Raw genomic sequence first — 18,127 nt, 5'->3', positions numbered from 1 at the left:
GTCGGGCTTCTAGATCGGCGCGGAGAGTCTGGGAACCACGGTCAGTCCTCGTGGATCAGGCTGTGTCGGCTCGTGTCCTTCAGGACGATCGAACAGACCAGCCCGACCGCCATCACCGCCGCCACGTAGAGATAGAAGGCGCTCTCCATCGTCGCGTGCTTGAAGGCCAGGGCGACCATCTCGGCCGTCCCGCCGAACAGCACATTGGCCAGGGCGTAGGGCAGGGCCACGCCCAGGGCCCGCACCTCGGCCGGGAACATCTCGGCCTTCACCACGGCGCTGATCGCGGTGTAGCAGGACTGGAAGGCCACGCCGGCCAGGATCAGGACGAGCGCCATCGAGACCGAGGTCGTCTGGCTGATCCCGGTCATGATCGGCCAGATCGTCAGGGCGCCGCCGCCGAACGCGACGATCAGCATCGGCTTGCGCCCGACCTTGTCCGACAGCCAGCCGGCCACGGGCTGCATCAGCATGAAGCCGATCAGGCTGAGCGCGCTGATCTCGGAGGCCTGGCCCTTGCCGAAGCCGGCCGTGTTGACCAGGAACTTCTGCATATAAGTCGTGTAGACATAGAAGGTCAGCGAGCCGCCGGCGGTCAGGCCCATGATCAGCAAGCTCTCGCGCGGGTGGCGGCGGACCAGCGGCACGACCAGCGACACGAAGAACAGCACCAGGAAGGCGGCGGCCGCATATTGGCCGGGCTTGGCCAAGGGGCCCGTCGTGACTCCCAGAACCCCGGCGACAACGGTCAGCAGCAACAGAACGCCCGCGCCGAGGACCTGGCCCCGCGAAAGGCTCTCGCGCTGGGCCGGGCGCTTGAAGGCGATGCTTTCCATGAGCCCCCGCCGGATCCAGAACACGACCACGGCCAGCAGGGCGCCGATCACGAACGGGACGCGCCAGCCCCAGGCCTTCAGCGCGGCTTCGCCCAGGCCGCGTTGCAGCACGATCAGCACGCCCAACGCCAGGAGCTGGCCGGCGATCAGGGTCACGTAGTGGAAGCTGGACCAGAAGCCGCGCCGAGCCTTGCCGGCCATCTCGCTCATATAGGTGGCGCTGGCGCCGTATTCGCCGCCGACCGACAGCCCCTGCAGCACGCGAGCCAGCAGCAGGATCGCGGGCGCCCAGAGGCCGATGGTCTTGTAGTCGGGCGTCACGGCGATGATCAGAGCGCCGCCGCACATCAGGGCCACGGAGGCCGACAGCGCCGCGCGACGTCCGGCATGGTCGGCGTAGAGGCCCATCAGCCAGGCGCCGATCGGCCGGGCCACGAAGCCCAGGAAGAACACCGCCGCCGCCTGCAGCAGCTGGACGGTCTGGTCGCCCTTCGGGAAGAAGGCGGGGGCGAAATAGAGGGTGAAGGCGGCGTAGGCGAACCAGTCGTACCATTCGACCAGATTGCCGGCCGAGCCGCCGAGTATGGCCTTGGCGCGGCCCCACGGGGAAAGACCCGCGGGGCGCGCGGCCTCCGCTTCGGCGTTCGCCGTCATGGTTATCTCCCCTCCCATTCGAAAGGGGAGATTAGGCGAACGCCCGTCGCGGGCAAGGGCGGGCGTTAGATCCTGCCGAGCAGCACCAGAATGATGATGATCACCAGGATCAGGCCGAGGCCGCCGCTGGGATAGTAGCCCCACGAGCGGCTGTGGCCCCACGTCGGCAGGGCGCCGATCAGGGCCAGGATCAGGATGATGATGAGGATCGTGCCGAGCATGGTCCGAAGGTTCCCTCTCGCCCGCGTTCGCCACCACGGCGCCGCTGGGGTCACGCCTTCGGAATTCGCGGCCCCGCTTGTCGGTTCCGCCGGCGAAGGTTTGCTAGCTCGGGGTGTCCTCGGCCTTGCGCAGCTGGATGGCCCAGAGCGCGCCGATCACCGCGCCCTTGACGCGCGGCAGGGCCAGCAGGGTCAGGAGCGCCAGGGGGATCAGGGTCACCGGCGCGACGATCGCCGGCGAGGCTTGCCAGATCCAAGGGAAGAACAGCAGCGGCGCCACGACCAGGTGGCCGACCAGCAGGATCGTGAAATAGGCCGGGCCGTCGTCGGCCGGATAGGCGCCCAGCGCGTGACCGCAGGCCTCGCACTCGGGGTCGACCTTCAGATAGCGCATATAGAGCCGACCGTCGCCGCAGTTGGGGCAGCGGTGCAGCAGGCCGCGCTTGAGGCCTGTGAACATGGAGGGCGGGGGCTGACGTTCCGACATGGCGCTCATATGAACCTTCGGACGCGGCGGGAAAAGGGCGACTTGCCGTCGCACGGCGACCTTTTGTCCAGGTCGTGGAGCGGCGACTTTGAACAATTCTTGCAGGTAGAGGCGGCGTCGCGGTGGTCCGCCGAGGTGCAGATCGGCGGGCGGACGCGTCTTGGTTAATGAACTCTAGCGTCCGATATCTGACGATTTCCAGGAAGCGGCTTCACCGATCGGCGGTTGACTTGCTCTGGTCCGGCAAAAGCCGCGCGATGACGCGAAACACGAATAGTCCTCGTGAGAGCGCCCCGCCCTGTGGGTCGAGGCGGTCTCGAAAGTCGAACAGACCGCGCGTCCCTCGCTCGACGGCGCGGCGGCGTTCGAGCCGCGCGCGAGGAGGACGCCCGAGGCGTTCGTTTAGTGCTTGGCGTCGCGGGCGGCGCCGCTGACGGCCTTGCCGGCGGCCGAGACGTCGCGGCCGGCGCCTTCGATGGTGTTGCAGGCCGAGACCAGCAGGGCCGCCGCGGCGGCGGCGAGGACGACGATCTTGCGCATCAGAGAAGCTCCAGCTTGGAAAGCGCGGGACCTTAACCGTGCGCCGCGCCGAGCTTCAAGGCCCGGCGCGGCTTGGACGGTCAACGAACGCGGCGGACGGAGCTGTAGCGGTCGTTCTGCTTCTTGGGGAGGCTGGCCATGTCGTAGTCGTAGGTCCAGCACTTACCTTCGTAATAGGCGTGCTCGCAGAACTCCCACACGCCGCGCGAGATGCGCATCGAGGAGACGCGGTCGTTGAAGCCCAGCCGCGCCAGGTCTGGCGCGTCGCCGCGCAGCACGCGGGCCTCGCCGCGGAAGCCGTCGTGCTCGAACAGCACGACGCCGCCGCCGCCCGGTCCGCCCCAAGGTCCGCCCCACGGGCCGCCCCAGCGACCGCCGTCCCGACGATCGTCGCGGCGCTCGTGGCGATCGCCGTAGTAGTCGTCTCGGCCGTAGTAGCGGTCCTGGGCCATGGCGGTGGTGGTCAGGAGGGCCAGGGCCCCGCAGGTGATGGCCAAGAGGGTCTTGCGCATGACGGGTCTCCTTAGCGGACGCGGCGGATAGAGCTGATCTGATCGTTCCACTCGCGCGGTAGAACGGCTTGGTCGGCGTCGAGGCGGCTGCAGCGCCCCTGGTAGTTGGCGTGTTCGCAGATTTCCCAGCGGCTGGCGGCGCGGCCGACCTGGATCGACGAGGCGCGATCGTTGAACCGCACCGCCCCGAGGTCGGGGATGTCGCCGTTCACCTCGAAGGCGCGGCCTTGGTAGTAGGCGTCGTCGAACAGCACGATCCCGTCGCGACCGCCGCCGCCGGGACGACCGCCATAGGAACCGTTGTCGCCGTTCCAGCCGCCGCCGCCCGGGCGTCCGCCGCCATAGCCGCCGTCGCCGCCCCAGCCGCCGCCGGGCGGACGGTTGAAGCCCGCGCACTGCAGGCGGCCATCATCGTTCTCCAGGCCCTGGCCGCCGCAATCCCGCGCCCGGGCGCTGGTCCAGTCGAAGCCGCCGCGATTGTTCTGGCAGCGCGCCCAGACCTGGCCGTTGAAGGCGGTGATGTCGCGGCACGAACGCGTGTAGGAACCGCGCGGCGGATCGTCGTATTGGCCGTTCCAGCCGGGCGCCTGGGCCGAGGCGGCGCCGGCCGCGGCGAAGAACGACATGGCCAGCAGGCCGAGGGTCTTACGCATCTGTCTCCCCACCAAAAAGCTTGGTCGAGAGCCAGCTAGCCGCCGTTCAACTGAACGGCGGCTGAACGGCGCAGCTGCGGATGCTCACCGCTCGCTCGGGCGGTAGTCGGCCTTGACGTGCCCCTTGAGCTGGTCCTCGGTGAACCACACGGGCTTGGTCCTCATGGCCACGAACAGCGGCGTCTGGTCGGCATAGTGCGGCGAGGTCGCGTCCAGGGTGGCCGAGCCGAACTGGTGGATGCTCTCGGAGCGGAGCTGGCCCGCCTTGTCCCACGTCACGAACATGATGAAGGTGTCGCCCCCCTCGGCGGTGGTGGTGCCGTCCTTCTCCGGTTTGCCCCAGACCGACCGGTAGGTGTCGGCCGCGCCGTCGATCGGCAGGTTGACGCGACCCCGGCGGATTCTATTGACCTCGCCCCATTCCGGATCGAGGCGGCCGAAGTGGGTCTTCAGCGTCTTGATCGCCGCGCGCAGGCTGTCGATCGGCGCGGGGGCGGGATCGCCATTGCTCCGCGCGAACAGGATCGGCTGGGTCATCAGCGCGGCCAGGGCCGCGCCGCGATCATGGACGTCGGCCTTCTTGTCCCAGGCCCGCAGGATCGCCTGAGCCTTGGCGAGATCGGCGTCGCCCTTGGGGTCGATCGCCGTGACCTCGCGGACCATCTCCATGACGCCGGAGCGGTCGCTGAAGGCGATGTCGAACTTGTGCGCCCGGAAGCTGGCGTCGGTGATCGCGTGATCGGCGCCGAAGGTCTCCAGCGCGCGCCAGGCGCGGTTGGTCATGTTGTCTTGCAGGCCCATCGAGGCCGGGAAGTCGCCGGGCTTGAGGTTGTCGGCGTCCTCGCTGGCCCGGAAAGGCGTGTTGTTGGAGTTGAACACCAGGCCCGACTTGGGATTCCACAGCTGCGGGCTCTGCTCGACCGGGCGATAGCCTCGCCAGATCAGGTCCGAGCGATCGCCGGGCAGGACGCCCTTCCAGTTCGCCTCGACGGTGCGGTTCGGATACTGGCCGTTGTGGACAAAGCCGATGTTCCCGGCGGCGTCGGCATAGACGTAGTTCAGGCTGGGAATGGCGTGGGTGGCGATCGCCGCCCGCCACTCGGCCATGTCCTTGGCATGGTTCAGCCGCCAGTATTGCAGCGGCTGGCGCCACTCGCCCATGCCGGCGTAACGGATGGCGAAGACGCCCTGCTTGGTCTCCAGCACCGGCCCGTGGACCGACCGTAGCACGGCCTTGCGCACCGGCAGCACGATGGGACCGAAGAGCTTCACGCGCAGGGTGACATAGCGCTTGTCGAAGTCCTTCCACCGGCCGTCCAGGCGGTACTGGTTCTTGTTCGCCGGGTTGATCGTCAGCCGGTAGATGTCGACGAGGTCGGGCTTGGACACGGTGTTGGCCCAGCCCAGCGTGGCGTTATGGCCGTGCAGCATGAACGGCGAGCCGGGGAAGAAGCCGCCGGCCACGTGCCAGCCTTCGCCGCTCTCGACCACGGCCTCGTACCAGGCGACCGGCCCGGTATAGGGCTGGTGCGAATTGACCAGCAGGCGGGTGGCGCCGTCGGCGCTGCGCGAGGGCGCGGTCGCGAGACCGTTGGAGCCCTTCGCTGGCGGGGGCGGGGCGCCCGGGGCCGTCAGGTGCTTCAGCTCGCCGTCCAGGCCGTAGAAGAACGGCTGCTTGAACACGAAACCGGCCTCGATGTCCTGGCCGGTCAGCGGCAGCAGGCCTGGCTTGACCTTGTCCGGATGCTGGGCGGCGTAGAGGCTGACGCCGTCGGCATAGGCCTCCATCACCTTCCGCAATTCGGCGGGCAGCTCGGCATAGTGGGCGTTGGTCGTCGGCCAGACGTCGAGCAGGGCGGTGACATAGTCGGTCGGAGCGGCGTCCTTGCCCTTGGAGCGCGCCAGCACGCCGCGCGTGGCCAGCACCACGTCCTGCAGGGTTCCGAAGTCGTCTTCGCTCTGGGCGTAGCCCAGGCCGAAGGCGGCGTCGGCGTCGGTCTTGCCCAGCACGTGCGGCACGCCCCAGTCGTCGCGACGGACGCGGACGTCATAGCGCTTGGCCTTGTCCAGCAACGCCTGGCGCGAAGGCGCCGCGGGCAGGCTCATCCGATCGATCAAGATCAGCCCGATCGCGGCCAGCACCACCAGCGCCAGCAGCCCGCCGATCCCCCGCAGGACCCACTTCATTCACGCCTCCCACACGTCTTGTTCGTTGGCGCGATCATGGGCAGCCCGCCGGGGCGTGGGAAGAGCCGGTTTCGACGAAACCTTGCCGAAACTTCATCATAACGCCGTTCGCTCGGTGCGCCGGGGCTGGTAGGTAAGAGGGACAACAAGGAGGAGGCGCGCTGATGGCTCGCAAACATGGGGTTTCGGCTCTGGCCGCCGGTCTTCTGGCGGTCACGGCGCTGGGCGCGGGCGGGGCGGCGCTCGCGGAGGTTCCGCCCGCCATCCAGAAGGCCCTGGCTGACCCGTCGCGACCGGCGGCGGACACCGCGCGCGACGCGGCCCGGCATCCCGGCGAGATCCTGGCCCTGGCCGGCGTCAAGCCGGGCGACACCGTCGTCGACTACATCATGGGCGGCGGCTATTTCACCCGCATCCTGTCCGCCGCCGTCGGGCCCAAGGGCGTGGTCTACGCCTACCAGCCCGCCGAGTTCATCCAGTTCAAGGCCCAGTACGGCCAGGACCAGAAGGCGGTCGCCGCGGCGCTGCCGAACGTCAAGCCGCTCAACGGACCGCTTGTCGGCCTGGACCTGCCCGACAACCTCGATGTCGTGATGACGGTGCAGAACTATCACGATCAGCACCTGAAGCTCTTCCCGGCCGACCTGACCGCCAAGGCCAATGCCGAGATCTTCAAGTCGCTGAAGCCGGGCGGCGTCTTCCTGGTCGTCGATCACGCCGCCAACGCCGGCGCGGCGAACGCGCCCGACACGCAGCACCGCATCGACGTCGCCCAGGTCAAGCAAGAGGTCGAGGCCGCCGGCTTCAAGCTGGAAGCCGAGAGCCCGCTGCTGGCCAACAAGGACGACCCGCGCACGGCCAACGTCTTCGACCCGAGCATTCGGGGGAAGACGGATCAGTTCGTGCTGAAGTTCAGAAAGCCGAAGTAATCTAAAATCATCCCGGAAGCCTCGGAGAGGCTGTCCGGGACCCAGGGGCGGCGCGCACGGCGTTCACGCGCGCCTGGGTCCCGGACAAGCGCCGCGCGCTTTCCGGGATGACAAGAAGGGCGCGGCGAGCCTAACCGCCCCGCGCCTCCGTTCCCAGAAACACCACCTTGGCGCCCTTGGTCACCGCCGAGCCCAGCTCGGCGGCGTCCCAGTTGGTCAGGCGCACGCAGCCGTGCGAGGCGCGCTTGTTGACCAGCTTGGGATCCGGCGTGCCGTGGATGCCGTAGGTGTCCTTGGTCAGATCGATCCAGGTGGAGCCCACCGGGTTGTTGGGCCCGGGCTTGATGGTCAGCTTGGCCTTGGGCTTGCCGAAGGTCAGGCGCGACGGGTCGTAGGTGTAGCTGGGCCGGGGCGCGAGCGTGCGCACCGCCCATTCGCCGGTCGGCGCCGGTCGTTCGGTGCTGCCCACGGTGGCGGGATAGACCGCCAGCTGGACGCCCTCGGCGTCGAAGGCGCGAACCTGGCCGAGGCTCTTGTCGATCTCGATGCGCTGGACCTTGCGGTCCAGGGTGTCGGCGCCGGCGGCGACCACCATGATGGTCGTTCCCGCCGCGCCGAAATCCGCGCCCGGATTGAGCGCCTGCAGCAAGGCCTCGTCCATGTGGAAGCGCTCGGCCAGCATCTCCAGCGGGCTCGTGTAGTCCATCGCCGGCAGGGCGGCCATCGCCTCGTAATCGTCCTTGGGCAGCGGCGGCGAGAAGGGACCAGCCACGTCCTGCGGCGTGATCCGGTAGGCGACCAGCGCCGGCCCGGCGTCGCCGGCCGTCAGCGTCTCGACCAGGGCCTGGCTGACCTCGCCGTCGGCGGCCTGGCCGCGCGCGGTCTGATAGGCCTGGATCGCCAGCCTCAGGTTCGTTCCGTCGCGGCCGTCGATGACGCCGGGCGAGACGTGCGCGCGGTCCAGCAGGGCCTGCACGCGGATCAGCAGGTTGCGGCGGCTGTCGGGATCGGTGGCGGCCGGATCGAAGCGCGCGGTGTTGACGGCCTGGGCCAGCGGCGAGGCCGGCGTCGCGGCCGGTGGGGCGGGGACGGTCGGCGGCGGAGCGGGCGCGGTCTTCTGGACGGTCTTGCCCGGTTCGGACTTCGACGACGGACGACCGTCGCAGGCCGCCAGGGCCAGCACGGCGAGCAGGGCGAGACGGGAGACTTGACCGGTCATGCGGACTCCAGACGGAACGACTGGCAGTCTCAAGCCTTGAGCCATGGCGAAGTTCCCCCGCGAGAGAGGATCGGCTTGAGGGTCGTGCGAGGCGTGTTGTGGAGTCTCGGCCTGCCGCTGCTGGCGGTCGGCGGCCTGTGGCTATGGGTGAGCTGGCCGTCCTCGGCGCCGCCGACCGAGCGCGCCGCCGTCGCCGAGGTGACGCCCCAGCACGTGGCCTCGATCGATCCGCCTTCGCGGCCGACGCCCGTCGTCGGCGCGCCCGAGGCCTGCGAGGGAACCGACGCGCCGCCCGGCGCGGCCGCCGCCAACGCCGCCTCGCTCTCCACCCTGGCCTGGTCGCCGTTCGGCAAGCCCGAGACCGGCTGGGAGATCTACGCCCCGCGCATCGCCGCCGAGATCGGCACGACCTGCGCGCCGGCCAGCAACGGCTTCGCCTCGGCCCTTGCCCGCTGGCAAGGCGGCCATGGCCTGACGCCGAGCGGAACCCTGGACGCCGCCAGCTTCGCCGCCATGCTGACCCGCTGGCATCTGGAGCGGCCCTTCGTGCGCGCCAACCGCGCCGGCATGTGCCCCGGCGCGCCGCCGGAGGCCAATCTCGTGGAGGTCGACGCCCAGGAGCGCTATGGCGGCAAGGCCATCCGCCTGCGACCCGGCGCGCTGGAGGCCTATCGCCGGATGGTCCAGGCCGCGCGGGCCGACGGCGTGCTGCCGCGTCCCGAGTCCCTGACCATCTTCTCCGGCTTCCGCGCGCCCGTGGCCGACGCCCAGCGCTGCGCCGAACAGAGGAACTGCCAGGGCCTGCGCCGCACCATCTGCTCGGCCCACCGCACGGGGCTGGCCGTGGATCTCGTCATCGACGCCGCGCCCGGCTTTGGTCCCGACTCGACGGCCGACGCCAATCGCCTCGCGATGTCGCGGGCGCCGCTGTATCGCTGGATGGTCGTCAACGCCGGCCGCTTCGGCTTCGTCAACTACGTCTACGAGCCCTGGCACTGGGAGTGGACGGGCGAGCCGCTGCTGCCGGGACCGCCGATCTGGAGCCTGCCCAAGGAAGGCTCCGAGCCGCTCACGGACCCTCCGGAGGACGCGCTCCGGCGGTGAAGGGCGGGGCGGACCTAGCGCGTCATCCAGGGCTTGGACTTGCCCGTCGGGGCGGCGGCGCTGGCGCGTTCGACCTTGCCGCTCGAGGCCTTCGGCCCGTGGCCGTGCTTGCCCTGGGCGGCCTTCTTCAGGCGCAGGGCGCGCTGCATCGGCGTCTCGGTCGCGGCGGGATCGGTCTTGTCGGTCATGAAAGCGGTGTAGGCCGCGCGCGGCGCCTTGAGAAGGGCGCCAGGACGCGTCAGTCTGGAAACATGTCGCCGCGCAACCCGGTTCTCGTCCTCGCCGTCGCCCTGGCCGCCCTCGCGACCGGCGCCGCCCGCGCGCAGGACAACGCCGTCTCGCCGGTGCTGATCCTGCCGCCGACCCCGCCGCCCAACGTGGTCGCCACCTATCCGGCCCAGGACCAGACGGTGGCCCCCGGCGTGCTGATCCTGAAGGTCGCCTTCGACCAGCAGATGTCGCCGGCCGCCTGGAACTACGCCCCCGCGCCGGGCGCCGAGCCGATGGACTGCGTCAAGACGCCCCGGCTGCTCAGCGACCAGAAGACCTTCGTCCTGCTGTGCCGGGTGCTGGCCGGCAAGACCTATGGCGTCACCTTCAACGCCCAGCGCGCCGGCGGCTTCGCCAATCTCGGCGACAACCCGGCCCGCGCGGCGGCCCTGACCTTCAAGGTCGACGCCCGCGACCCGGTCACCACCGTCCGGCGGGCCATGGAGGCGGCCAAGCTGGCGCCGGACCAGATGCCGGTTCAGGAAGCCCCGCCCGTGGCCGCCGCCTTGGCCGTCGTCGCCGGCCGCTGAACCCGAACCCGGCGCGGGGCCAGGCCATGGCGCCGCGCGCCGCCCTGCGCCATGATCATCCGATGACGGGGGAATCGGGCGGTCGGGACTGGTCGGGGGCGGACCTGACGGTGGTGGTGGGCGACTATGTGGCCCAGCTGGAGAAGGCGCTCGCCGGCAAGCCCATCGACCGGGCCGCGCACGACCGCACGGTGCGCTTCGTCACCGGCAAGTCCGACATGCCGATCATGGCCAAGCAGGCCGAGATCTCGGCCGTGCTGTCGCTGATCGGCGTCCCCGCCCTGCGCGACCCGCCGCCGCGCTGGACCTATGACGAGGCCTTGCTGGACGCCGTCGAGGCCCAGTTGGCCGCCAAGCCGGCCCTGCTCGCCGCCGCCGTCCGTCCCGCCGCCCTGTTCGCCGCCGCCACCGCCGTGCCGCTGATCGAGACCCCGCCGCCCCAGCGCCAGCCGATGAGCGAGCGGCTGGTCCAGCTGATCCGCCGCTTCGACATGGGCGGTCGCGAGGCCGACGACCGCTTCCTCAAGGGCCTGGGCGTCGCCAGCATCATCGCCCACGAGGCCCGCCGTCTCTCCGACCGGGGCCGACCGGATCTGGCCGGCCGCATCCGCCCCGCCCGGGCCGGCGACCCCGAGGGCTGCGACGTGATCAGCGCCGGCCTCGACGAGGCCCCGCGCCTGCTGGTCGTCAAGACCACCCTGGCCGCCGACGTCGCCCCCTTCGGCCTCACCCACGCCGAGTTCGCCCTGTCCCAGGCCCGCCCGGAGGCGTTCCGCATCCGACGCGTCTACGACCTGCTGGGCGAGGCGCGGTTCTACCGGATGAAGCCGCCGTTCGGGTGAGGGGCGCGCCTCCGCGGCTTCACGCGGCGAGCCGCTGAAGGTCTGGAAAGGGACGCGGAGCGCCGGACACCGTCCGGAGAAGATTGAGAATTACCGTTTCGACGAAGCCCGACGCTCCGCGCGCTCGTTATCCGGAAGCGCGGTCCCGTGACGCTATTGGCGCCCCGGAACCCTTGAAGCCTCCGGCGGGCGGGCCGGGTCGCGAAACCCGGTCCCGGACGGAAGCCTTTCAGCTTCCCTGTCGCGTCGCCAGCCCGCATCCCCCGTCGTTTCTGTGTTCCAGGGCCGACCGCCGTAGGAGGGATGTAGTCGCGGATCTGACTCCGCGCCGACGAGCGCGCCCGCTCGATCGCCCCCCGCCGCCACGTCCGGTCGCTGGCCAACGCGCCCCTTCCTCGCGACGAGGTGGGGAGATTGTGCGGGCGATTTCAGCGCGGATCATCCGGGGACGCGAGAAAGTAGGAAGCGTTTGATTTTGTTGAGCCCTGGATCGCGAACCCCGAGCATCCAGCGCCCCCAATCCCCTTCTCCCCCTGCGGGAGAAGGTGGCAGCCTCAGGCTGACGGATGAGGGGGCTTTCGGCTGGTCGCCCGCTACGCCGCCCCCTGGAGCCCCTACGAACTGCCGCTGCACTTCTGTTTGGAGAAGCTGCTGGGCCGTCTTCTGGCGCTCGGCCAGGAGGGGCGGACCGTCCACGCCATCTTTGAGAGTCGTGGCAAGCGCGAGGACCGGGAGCTTGAACTGCACTTCCGCCGGATCGTCGCCAATGAGGTTCAGTGGGGCAACCAACGGCGGGACTTCACCCGCCTGCAGTGGGAGCCGATCTTCGTCGACAAGAAGAGTAATTCATCCGGCCTGCAACTGGCCGACCTGATGGCGGGGCCTATTGGGCTGAAGGCCCTGCGTCCGACCCAGGAGAACCGGGCTTTCGATATCCTGCGGCCCAAGCTGGCGGCGAACGGGCTGAAGATTTTCCCCTAGAAAGCAGAAGGGCCCCCGAGAAACCCCAGGAGCCCAACGCCGACCGAGAAACCCCAGTCCATTTGAGGGAGAAGATAGGGGATTGGCGGGGCGGGCGCAATTGGCGAGCGGAGGGGGCTTCAGTCGGGCTCGCAGGCGCGGCGACAGATGCTGCTGGCCGAGACCTTCCACTTGGCCTCCAGCTCGGCGGCGGTCGCGCCGTTCTTGTATTCTTCGGCGATCTGGGTCCACGAGTCCTCCAAGGGGCGGAACCAGGTGGGGCGGGCGTCGGGATGTGATTTGCTCATGGCCCTAGAATACGGCCGCCCCGGACACCGGGGACGGAGCGGGGCGTAGAGCGGTGTCGGGGCGAGTGAATTCAGGGGGTTAGGTGTGGGGGGAAGAGGTGGGGGGGAACAATCTGCGATTAAGTTCAGATCAGAATTCTGCCCGGTTAAGCGAAGCAAAGCTCGATAAGAAAAATGCTATGGCGGCTACCGCTGCAGTTTATCTGGCTCCGGTAACGAGAGACTTTTTACAATCGTTGGTCGTGAGTTTTTTTCCACATCCAGATGCACTAGGCTCGCGAGTGTGGCCTTGAGAGACTCAGCCACAGGTGTAACTTTCGAATCGGATGGACGGTGGCTTTGCGCCGGATCGCGCTTCAGCTTTTCACGCCTGAGGCCTGGGGGAGCGGGTATGTTTGATACATTCGATATCTCGAGGTTTACCGCCGGCGAGCGGCCCAATAACCAATACCAAACACAGTTGCAGCGATTACGCGACGTTGGCAATTCGACTGAGTGTATCGAGTTAGCAGTTCAAGGCGCGCTGAAAAATCTCTCTGGCTCGAGTCAAAAATCCTTTGTCATCTACGGTGAGCCGCAAAGCGGCAAAACTGAGATGATGATCTGCCTAACGGCTAAACTTCTTGATGAAGGTTATCGATTCATCGTTCATTTATTAAACGACAGTGTCGATCTTCTCGGGCAAAATCTCGGGCGGTTTCACAGTTCCGGATTGGCACCGTCCGCGCAGAATTTTATGGAAATAGTTGATCCTGCGATAGACGTCAGAGTTGGTACGTTCGTCGTCTTTTGCAAGAAAAATGGGAATAACCTTCGCGATCTTATTAATAAGATTGGCAAGATGGATAAAATTGTAGTTATTGATGATGAAGCTGATTACGCAACGCCAAATTCATTGGTCAATAAGAAGGACAAGACTCCTATAAACGAGCTGATAGAGAGGTTAATAGGTAAGACGGGGCACTATATAGGCGTTACGGCGACGCCGGCCCGTTTGAATTTGAATAATACATTTAATAATGACTCCAAGATGTGGGTCAAGTTTCCGCCCCATAGAATGTATACGGGGCAGGATGATTTCTTTCCCATGAATATAGACGAAATCGGCATAAAAAGTCTTAAATACAAACTATTTCTCATGTCCGATAAGAATGATGATTTTCGTCATGAGCGTGCCGCCTTATTTCGTTTTATGATAAATGTCGCTCATTTGAACATGACTCATAAGGAGGAGAAGAATTATTCGATACTAATACACACTAGCGGAAAAAAAATAGATCATAAGGCCGATTTAGAGAACATAAGAAAGGTATTCTCGGTTCTCTCAGACGAGAATAATAGGAGCTTCGCTCAATACCTCGAACAGATATGGACGCTGGCAAAGTCAACATATGTTGATGTGTCGGCAGACGAAATAACGCGATATGTCCTGCAAAATATTAGCAGAAGGGCCGTAATAGTTCTAAATAGCGAAGCGGCCTTCAAGAATTTTGGAGGCAGTGCTACAAACCCTTCTGCCCTATTCACGGTGGTGATAGGCGGAAACATTGTGTCTCGGGGGGTTACGTTCAATAACCTTCTCAGCATGTTTTTCACTCGGGATGTGAAAAACAAGTTGCAGCAAGACACATATATACAGCGTGCCAGAATGTTTGGTAGTAGGGGGTCTTATCTTGCTCATTTCGAGCTAACGATCCCCATATCTCTATATGCCGATTGGCATAGGTGCTTTGTCTATCATCGGCTTGCGCTAGCTTCTATTGATAGCGGGTTGGGCGCGCCAGTGTGGATTGCAGATCCGCGCATCGCTGCTGTTGCAAGCGCTAGCGTCGATAACTCCACCGTCGACCTTGATCGTGGAGAAATGAGCTTTGCCATCTTCGATTTTTTACCGGAACTTGATGACATAGCGTCCGCCCCGCTCTCGCCCGCTGACAAAGTTAATTTGATCGCAGATAAGCTCGGCGATGCAGCCTTCCCGCGCTACCTCCGAGAGTTCATCCTGCACTCACTGTCTCGCGGAACTGCCGGGCTTAAGGTCTTCCAGAGCGCAGGCATGTTCCCCAGCATGACAGAGCAGGAGAAGATGGATATTCAGAGGCGGCAAGGCTTCCTGACAATCCGCGACGCTGACAGGGCTGGTAACACGGCGCACTTCCTCCGTGTGTTCCGCAACGACCTTGGAAAAGCTCGGCTTTTCTACAAGTTCGACGGCTCAGTTCAGTTCATAAAGAACCTGAAATGATCGGCGAGTTCGAAAGATATCACGGGGCTGCGCTAAGGGAGCTAATTGTCAGAGCTAATAAGCCGATAAAAATCGAGACCTGCGATGACCTGGGGCGTGTGAATTCTTATAGAATTGATGGAATTCTTGGTGTTCACATAAAGCATAGCTCAAAACGATTGCCTCCGTGGCAATTTACGTATCTTGATGACAATATTCTGGAAATTGAACGTCTATCAAAGCGTTGTGGCGCGGTCTGGCTTATTCATGTTTGCGGTCAGGATGGCGCGGTTGCTTTATCCCTCGATGAATTCTGGTCAGTGAATCCGCGCAATGCCAAAACAACCAGCTTTATCAGGGTAGATCGCGACCGAAATACGATGTACCGGGTCAACGGCACGGGGGGCAAGCTTTCGCGTCCGAAGCCGCGTGGCCTGCACTACATCTTCGACACAAAGCAGAGCCCAGAATGATACCTTCGATCCATCCCTTTCCGGCGCGGATGGCACCCGAACTCGCCCTTAAGACCATTGCGTCGCTTCCAGCAAGCGCTGTGATCCTGGACCCGATGTCTGGCTCCGGGACGGTTTTGCGCGCAGGGGTAGAGAACGGCAATCCATGCATGGGTTTTGACCTCGACCCATTGGCGGTCTTGATGGCCCGTGTCTGGACATCGCCGCTTGCCGATGGGCTTGTTCACGAGGCGCGCAAAGTCGCGGATGCGGCAAAGGCGATACGCGATCCGGTATCGCCCTGGGGCGACTCCGTTAAGACGCAATTGTTTGCCGAATTTTGGTTTGAAGAGAAGCAACGCGCTGACTTGTCAGCGCTCGCTCAAGTTCTGAGCGGCTACGAAGGCCTCCACCGTGACGCATTGATGCTTGCTTTAAGCCGTCTGATCATCACCAAAGAAAAGGGCGCGTCTGTTGCTCGTGATACGTCCCATAGCCGTCCACATAGAGTGTTCTTCAATAACGATTTCGATGTGTTCCGGGCGCTCCCCATTGCGGCTAAGCGGATCGAAGATCGATTGTATCCGGCGAATATCCGTGGAAGTGCAAAGTTAGATCGCGCGGATGCGCGAAATCTTCCATTGGACGACCATAGTGTCGACGCAGTCATCACTTCGCCGCCGTACCTCAACGCGATCGACTACATGCGAGGCCACAGGTTAGCGCTAATCTGGCTCGGCTATAGGTTAGATGAGCTAGCGTCTGTTCGAGCGGGTTCAATCGGGGCTGAGGCTGCGCTTAAAGCTGTACCTGAGTTGGTTTTGCCGCCATTCGAGATTGCAGCAGCGCTTCCACCTTCGAAAGCGCGGATCGTCGAACGCTATAGAATGGACATTTATAAACTGATGATCGAGCTTCGGCGCGTGGTGAAGCCTGGCGGCCAAGTGCTGGTAGTGGTGGGGAACTCAAACATCGCCGGCGTCGCCGTTTCGAACGCCGACATTAACCACGTAAGTGCAACCCAGGTTGGTTTCACGTTAACTAACCGTTTCGATCGCGCTTTGCCGTCTCAAAGCCGATATCTCCCTACACCGAAAGGTGAGAGCAATGCTCTTGGCAAACGAATGCGGACTGAAACCGTACTGACTTTCGTCGCCTAGTATCGAGCTTAACAAGCTATTTCGTCACCCAAAGCAAAGCCCCCGCCAGTCTCCCGGCGGGGGCGCTTAAAACTCAACACTCCAGCGCTAACCGCCCCGCCTCAATCCTCGTCCATCTTCAACGCCGCGATGAACGCTTCCTGCGGGATCTCGACCTTGCCGAACTGGCGCATCCGCTTCTTGCCTTCCTTCTGCTTGTCCAGAAGCTTGCGCTTGCGGCTGGCGTCGCCGCCGTAGCACTTGGCGGTCACGTCCTTGCGCAGGGCGCGGACGGTTTCGCGGGCGATGATGCGGCCGCCGATGGCGGCCTGGATCGGGATGACGAACATGTGCTGGGGGATGAGCTCCTTCATCTTCTCGCACATGCCCCGGCCGCGGCTTTCGGCGCGGCTGCGGTGGACCAGCATCGACAGGGCGTCGACGGGCTCGCTGTTGACCAGGATCGACATCTTGACGAGGTCGCCGGCGCGGTAGTCCTCCAGCTGGTAGTCGAAGCTGGCATAGCCCTTCGAGATCGACTTCAGGCGGTCGTAGAAGTCGAACACCACCTCGTTCAGCGGCAGGTCGTAGACGACCATGGCGCGGCTGCCGACATAGGAGAGCTCGCGCTGCATGCCGCGGCGGTCCTGGCAAAGCTTGATGACGCCGCCCAGGTACTCGTCGGGGGTGAAGATGGTGGCCTTGATCCAGGGCTCGGCGATCTCCTCGATCTGCATCACGTCCGGCAGGTCGGCCGGGTTGTGCAGCTCGATCTCCTCGCCGTTGCGCAGGCGGATCTTGTAGACGACCGAGGGGGCGGTCGCGATCAGATCAAGGTCGAATTCGCGGGACAGGCGCTCCTGGATGATCTCCAGGTGCAGCAGGCCCAGGAACCCACAGCGGAAGCCAAAGCCCAGGGCGGCGCTGCTCTCCATTTCGTAGGTAAAGCTGGCGTCGTTCAGGCGCAGCTTGCCGACGGCGGCGCGCAGGTCCTCGAAGTCGGCGGCGTCGACCGGGAAGAGGCCGCAGAACACGACCGGGACCACTTCCTTGAAGCCCTTCAGGGCCTCGGCGGTGGGCTTCTTCTCGTCGGTGATGGTGTCGCCGACGGCGGCGTCGGCCACTTCCTTGATGGAGGCGGTGAAGAAGCCGACCTCGCCAGGGGTCAGGACGTCGACGTCGGTGGCCTTGGGGCGGAAGACGCCGACCTTGTCGATGCGGTGGGTGGCGCCGGTCTGCATCATGCGGACCTGCTGGCCGGCCTTCAGCGTGCCGTCGAAGATGCGCACCAGCACGACGACGCCGAGATAGGCGTCGTACCAGGCGTCGACCAGCAGGGCCTTCAGCGGGGCGTTCACGTCGCCCTTGGGCGGGGGCAGGCGGGTGACGATGGCTTCCAGCACGTCGGGGATGCCGAGACCCGTCTTGGCCGAGCATTCGACGGCGTCGGAGGCGTCGAGGCCGATGACGTCCTCGATCTGCGCCTTGACGCGCTCGACGTCGGCGGCGGGGAGGTCGACCTTGTTCAGGACCGGGACGATCTCGTGGTTGTTGTCGATGGCCTGGTAGACATTGGCCAGGGTCTGGGCCTCCACGCCCTGGCTGGCGTCGACGACCAGGATCGAGCCTTCGCAGGCGGCCAGGGAGCGGCTGACCTCGTAGGCGAAGTCGACGTGGCCGGGGGTGTCCATCAGGTTCAGGACATAGGTCTCGCCGTCCTTGGCCTTGTAGTGCAGGCGCACCGTCTGGGCCTTGATGGTGATCCCGCGCTCCTTTTCGATGTCCATGTTGTCCAGGACCTGGGCGCTCATCTCCCGCGCGGAGAGGGCGCCGGTCTCCTGGATCAGGCGATCGGAGAGGGTCGATTTGCCGTGGTCGATGTGGGCCACGATCGAGAAGTTGCGGATCTTGTCCAGAGGCGTCGAAGTCATGGGGCTGCGCATAGCACATTTGGCCCGCTTCGCGAGGGGCAGAGCGCCCTGGCGGGCGGCGACGTGTCGCGCGGCCTTAACGCCTCGTTAAGCTTGGGGTCGCAAACCGGTCTCAATGGCCTGCAACAG

19 protein-coding genes are annotated in these 18,127 nt (G+C 65.3%); 8 read left to right on the top strand and 11 right to left on the bottom strand.

Annotated features, from left to right (window positions below):
* Nucleotides 1-41 precede the first annotated feature (41 nt).
* The 7 genes from Q0V34_RS00800 to Q0V34_RS00770 form a co-directional block, all read right to left on the bottom strand.
* Nucleotides 42-1,490 carry an MFS transporter gene (locus Q0V34_RS00800; RefSeq protein WP_297506505.1) on the bottom strand — a complete coding sequence of 483 codons (1,449 nt, stop codon included), beginning with the start codon at nucleotides 1,488-1,490 and terminating at the stop codon, nucleotides 42-44.
* Nucleotides 1,491-1,555: 65 nt separating this feature from the next.
* A complete protein-coding gene (locus Q0V34_RS00795; protein WP_297506503.1) occupies nucleotides 1,556-1,711 on the bottom strand; it encodes a DUF3309 family protein in 156 nt (51 codons plus the stop codon).
* A gap of 103 nt (nucleotides 1,712-1,814) precedes the next feature.
* Entirely contained in the window at nucleotides 1,815-2,207 is a 393-nt protein-coding gene (locus Q0V34_RS00790; protein WP_297506501.1) for a DUF983 domain-containing protein, read from the bottom strand.
* A 393-nt stretch (nucleotides 2,208-2,600) separates the two neighbouring features.
* Entirely contained in the window at nucleotides 2,601-2,738 is a 138-nt protein-coding gene (locus Q0V34_RS00785; RefSeq protein ID WP_297506500.1) for an entericidin A/B family lipoprotein, read from the bottom strand.
* Between the two features lie 80 nt (nucleotides 2,739-2,818).
* Nucleotides 2,819-3,250 carry a beta/gamma crystallin-related protein gene (locus Q0V34_RS00780; RefSeq protein ID WP_297506498.1) on the bottom strand — a complete coding sequence of 144 codons (432 nt, stop codon included), beginning with the start codon at nucleotides 3,248-3,250 and terminating at the stop codon, nucleotides 2,819-2,821.
* Nucleotides 3,251-3,261: 11 nt separating this feature from the next.
* Entirely contained in the window at nucleotides 3,262-3,903 is a 642-nt protein-coding gene (locus tag Q0V34_RS00775; protein WP_297506496.1) for a beta/gamma crystallin family protein, read from the bottom strand.
* Between the two features lie 84 nt (nucleotides 3,904-3,987).
* The gene (locus Q0V34_RS00770) at nucleotides 3,988-6,090 is read right to left on the bottom strand and encodes an acylase (protein ID WP_297506494.1); all 2,103 of its coding nucleotides are present in this window, start codon (nucleotides 6,088-6,090) and stop codon (nucleotides 3,988-3,990) included.
* Between the two features lie 164 nt (nucleotides 6,091-6,254).
* On the opposite strand from Q0V34_RS00770, the gene Q0V34_RS00765 reads away from it, so the two are divergent.
* On the top strand, nucleotides 6,255-7,019 hold the full coding sequence (locus Q0V34_RS00765) for a class I SAM-dependent methyltransferase (RefSeq protein WP_297506492.1): 765 nt from the start codon (nucleotides 6,255-6,257) through the stop codon (nucleotides 7,017-7,019).
* Between the two features lie 130 nt (nucleotides 7,020-7,149).
* Here the strand turns inward: Q0V34_RS00765 and Q0V34_RS00760 are convergent, their stop codons facing one another.
* Nucleotides 7,150-8,238: a L,D-transpeptidase gene (locus Q0V34_RS00760; protein ID WP_297506490.1), complete on the bottom strand. Its 1,089-nt coding sequence runs from the start codon at nucleotides 8,236-8,238 to the stop codon at nucleotides 7,150-7,152.
* An 84-nt stretch (nucleotides 8,239-8,322) separates the two neighbouring features.
* Between Q0V34_RS00760 and Q0V34_RS00755 the strand changes: the two genes are divergently transcribed.
* Nucleotides 8,323-9,342, top strand: coding sequence for a D-alanyl-D-alanine carboxypeptidase family protein (locus Q0V34_RS00755; RefSeq protein ID WP_297506974.1), 1,020 nt, complete (start codon nucleotides 8,323-8,325; stop codon nucleotides 9,340-9,342).
* A gap of 14 nt (nucleotides 9,343-9,356) precedes the next feature.
* Here the strand turns inward: Q0V34_RS00755 and Q0V34_RS00750 are convergent, their stop codons facing one another.
* On the bottom strand, nucleotides 9,357-9,530 hold the full coding sequence (locus Q0V34_RS00750) for a hypothetical protein (protein ID WP_297506488.1): 174 nt from the start codon (nucleotides 9,528-9,530) through the stop codon (nucleotides 9,357-9,359).
* Between the two features lie 63 nt (nucleotides 9,531-9,593).
* Here Q0V34_RS00750 and Q0V34_RS00745 point away from each other — a divergent pair, with 63 nt between their 5' ends.
* The 3 genes from Q0V34_RS00745 (at nucleotide 9,594) to Q0V34_RS00735 (ending at nucleotide 11,965) form a co-directional block, all read left to right on the top strand.
* Nucleotides 9,594-10,142 carry a hypothetical protein gene (locus Q0V34_RS00745; RefSeq protein ID WP_297506486.1) on the top strand — a complete coding sequence of 183 codons (549 nt, stop codon included), beginning with the start codon at nucleotides 9,594-9,596 and terminating at the stop codon, nucleotides 10,140-10,142.
* A gap of 62 nt (nucleotides 10,143-10,204) precedes the next feature.
* Nucleotides 10,205-10,984, top strand: a complete 780-nt coding sequence (locus tag Q0V34_RS00740) for a hypothetical protein (protein ID WP_297506972.1) — start codon at nucleotides 10,205-10,207, stop codon at nucleotides 10,982-10,984.
* A 639-nt stretch (nucleotides 10,985-11,623) separates the two neighbouring features.
* Nucleotides 11,624-11,965 (top strand): DUF3800 domain-containing protein, encoded by a 342-nt coding sequence (locus tag Q0V34_RS00735; RefSeq protein WP_297506484.1) that lies wholly within the window; start codon nucleotides 11,624-11,626, stop codon nucleotides 11,963-11,965.
* A 119-nt stretch (nucleotides 11,966-12,084) separates the two neighbouring features.
* Here Q0V34_RS00735 and Q0V34_RS00730 read toward each other — a convergent pair whose 3' ends face one another.
* Entirely contained in the window at nucleotides 12,085-12,252 is a 168-nt protein-coding gene (locus tag Q0V34_RS00730; protein ID WP_297506481.1) for a hypothetical protein, read from the bottom strand.
* A 391-nt stretch (nucleotides 12,253-12,643) separates the two neighbouring features.
* Here Q0V34_RS00730 and Q0V34_RS00725 point away from each other — a divergent pair, with 391 nt between their 5' ends.
* Genes Q0V34_RS00725 through Q0V34_RS00715 form a run of 3 tightly spaced genes read left to right on the top strand, consistent with a single transcriptional unit; the run spans nucleotide 12,644 to nucleotide 16,088 of the window.
* A complete protein-coding gene (locus tag Q0V34_RS00725; protein ID WP_297506479.1) occupies nucleotides 12,644-14,497 on the top strand; it encodes a Z1 domain-containing protein in 1,854 nt (617 codons plus the stop codon).
* Nucleotides 14,494-14,949: a hypothetical protein gene (locus tag Q0V34_RS00720; protein WP_297506477.1), complete on the top strand. Its 456-nt coding sequence runs from the start codon at nucleotides 14,494-14,496 to the stop codon at nucleotides 14,947-14,949. Before Q0V34_RS00725 ends, Q0V34_RS00720 begins: the two co-directional genes overlap by 4 nt.
* The gene (locus Q0V34_RS00715; RefSeq protein WP_297506475.1) at nucleotides 14,946-16,088 is read left to right on the top strand and encodes a hypothetical protein; all 1,143 of its coding nucleotides are present in this window, start codon (nucleotides 14,946-14,948) and stop codon (nucleotides 16,086-16,088) included. Before Q0V34_RS00720 ends, Q0V34_RS00715 begins: the two co-directional genes overlap by 4 nt.
* A 101-nt stretch (nucleotides 16,089-16,189) precedes the next feature.
* Here Q0V34_RS00715 and lepA read toward each other — a convergent pair whose 3' ends face one another.
* On the bottom strand, nucleotides 16,190-17,998 hold the full coding sequence (lepA, locus tag Q0V34_RS00710) for a translation elongation factor 4 (protein WP_297506473.1): 1,809 nt from the start codon (nucleotides 17,996-17,998) through the stop codon (nucleotides 16,190-16,192).
* Nucleotides 17,999-18,127: the final 129 nt, after the last annotated feature.

This window comes from uncultured Caulobacter sp. (genome assembly GCF_947036865.1).
Lineage (GTDB): Bacteria > Pseudomonadota > Alphaproteobacteria > Caulobacterales > Caulobacteraceae > Caulobacter.
The sequence above is the reverse complement of the archived record's forward strand: the minus strand, read 5'-3'. Positions and strand labels throughout refer to the sequence as shown.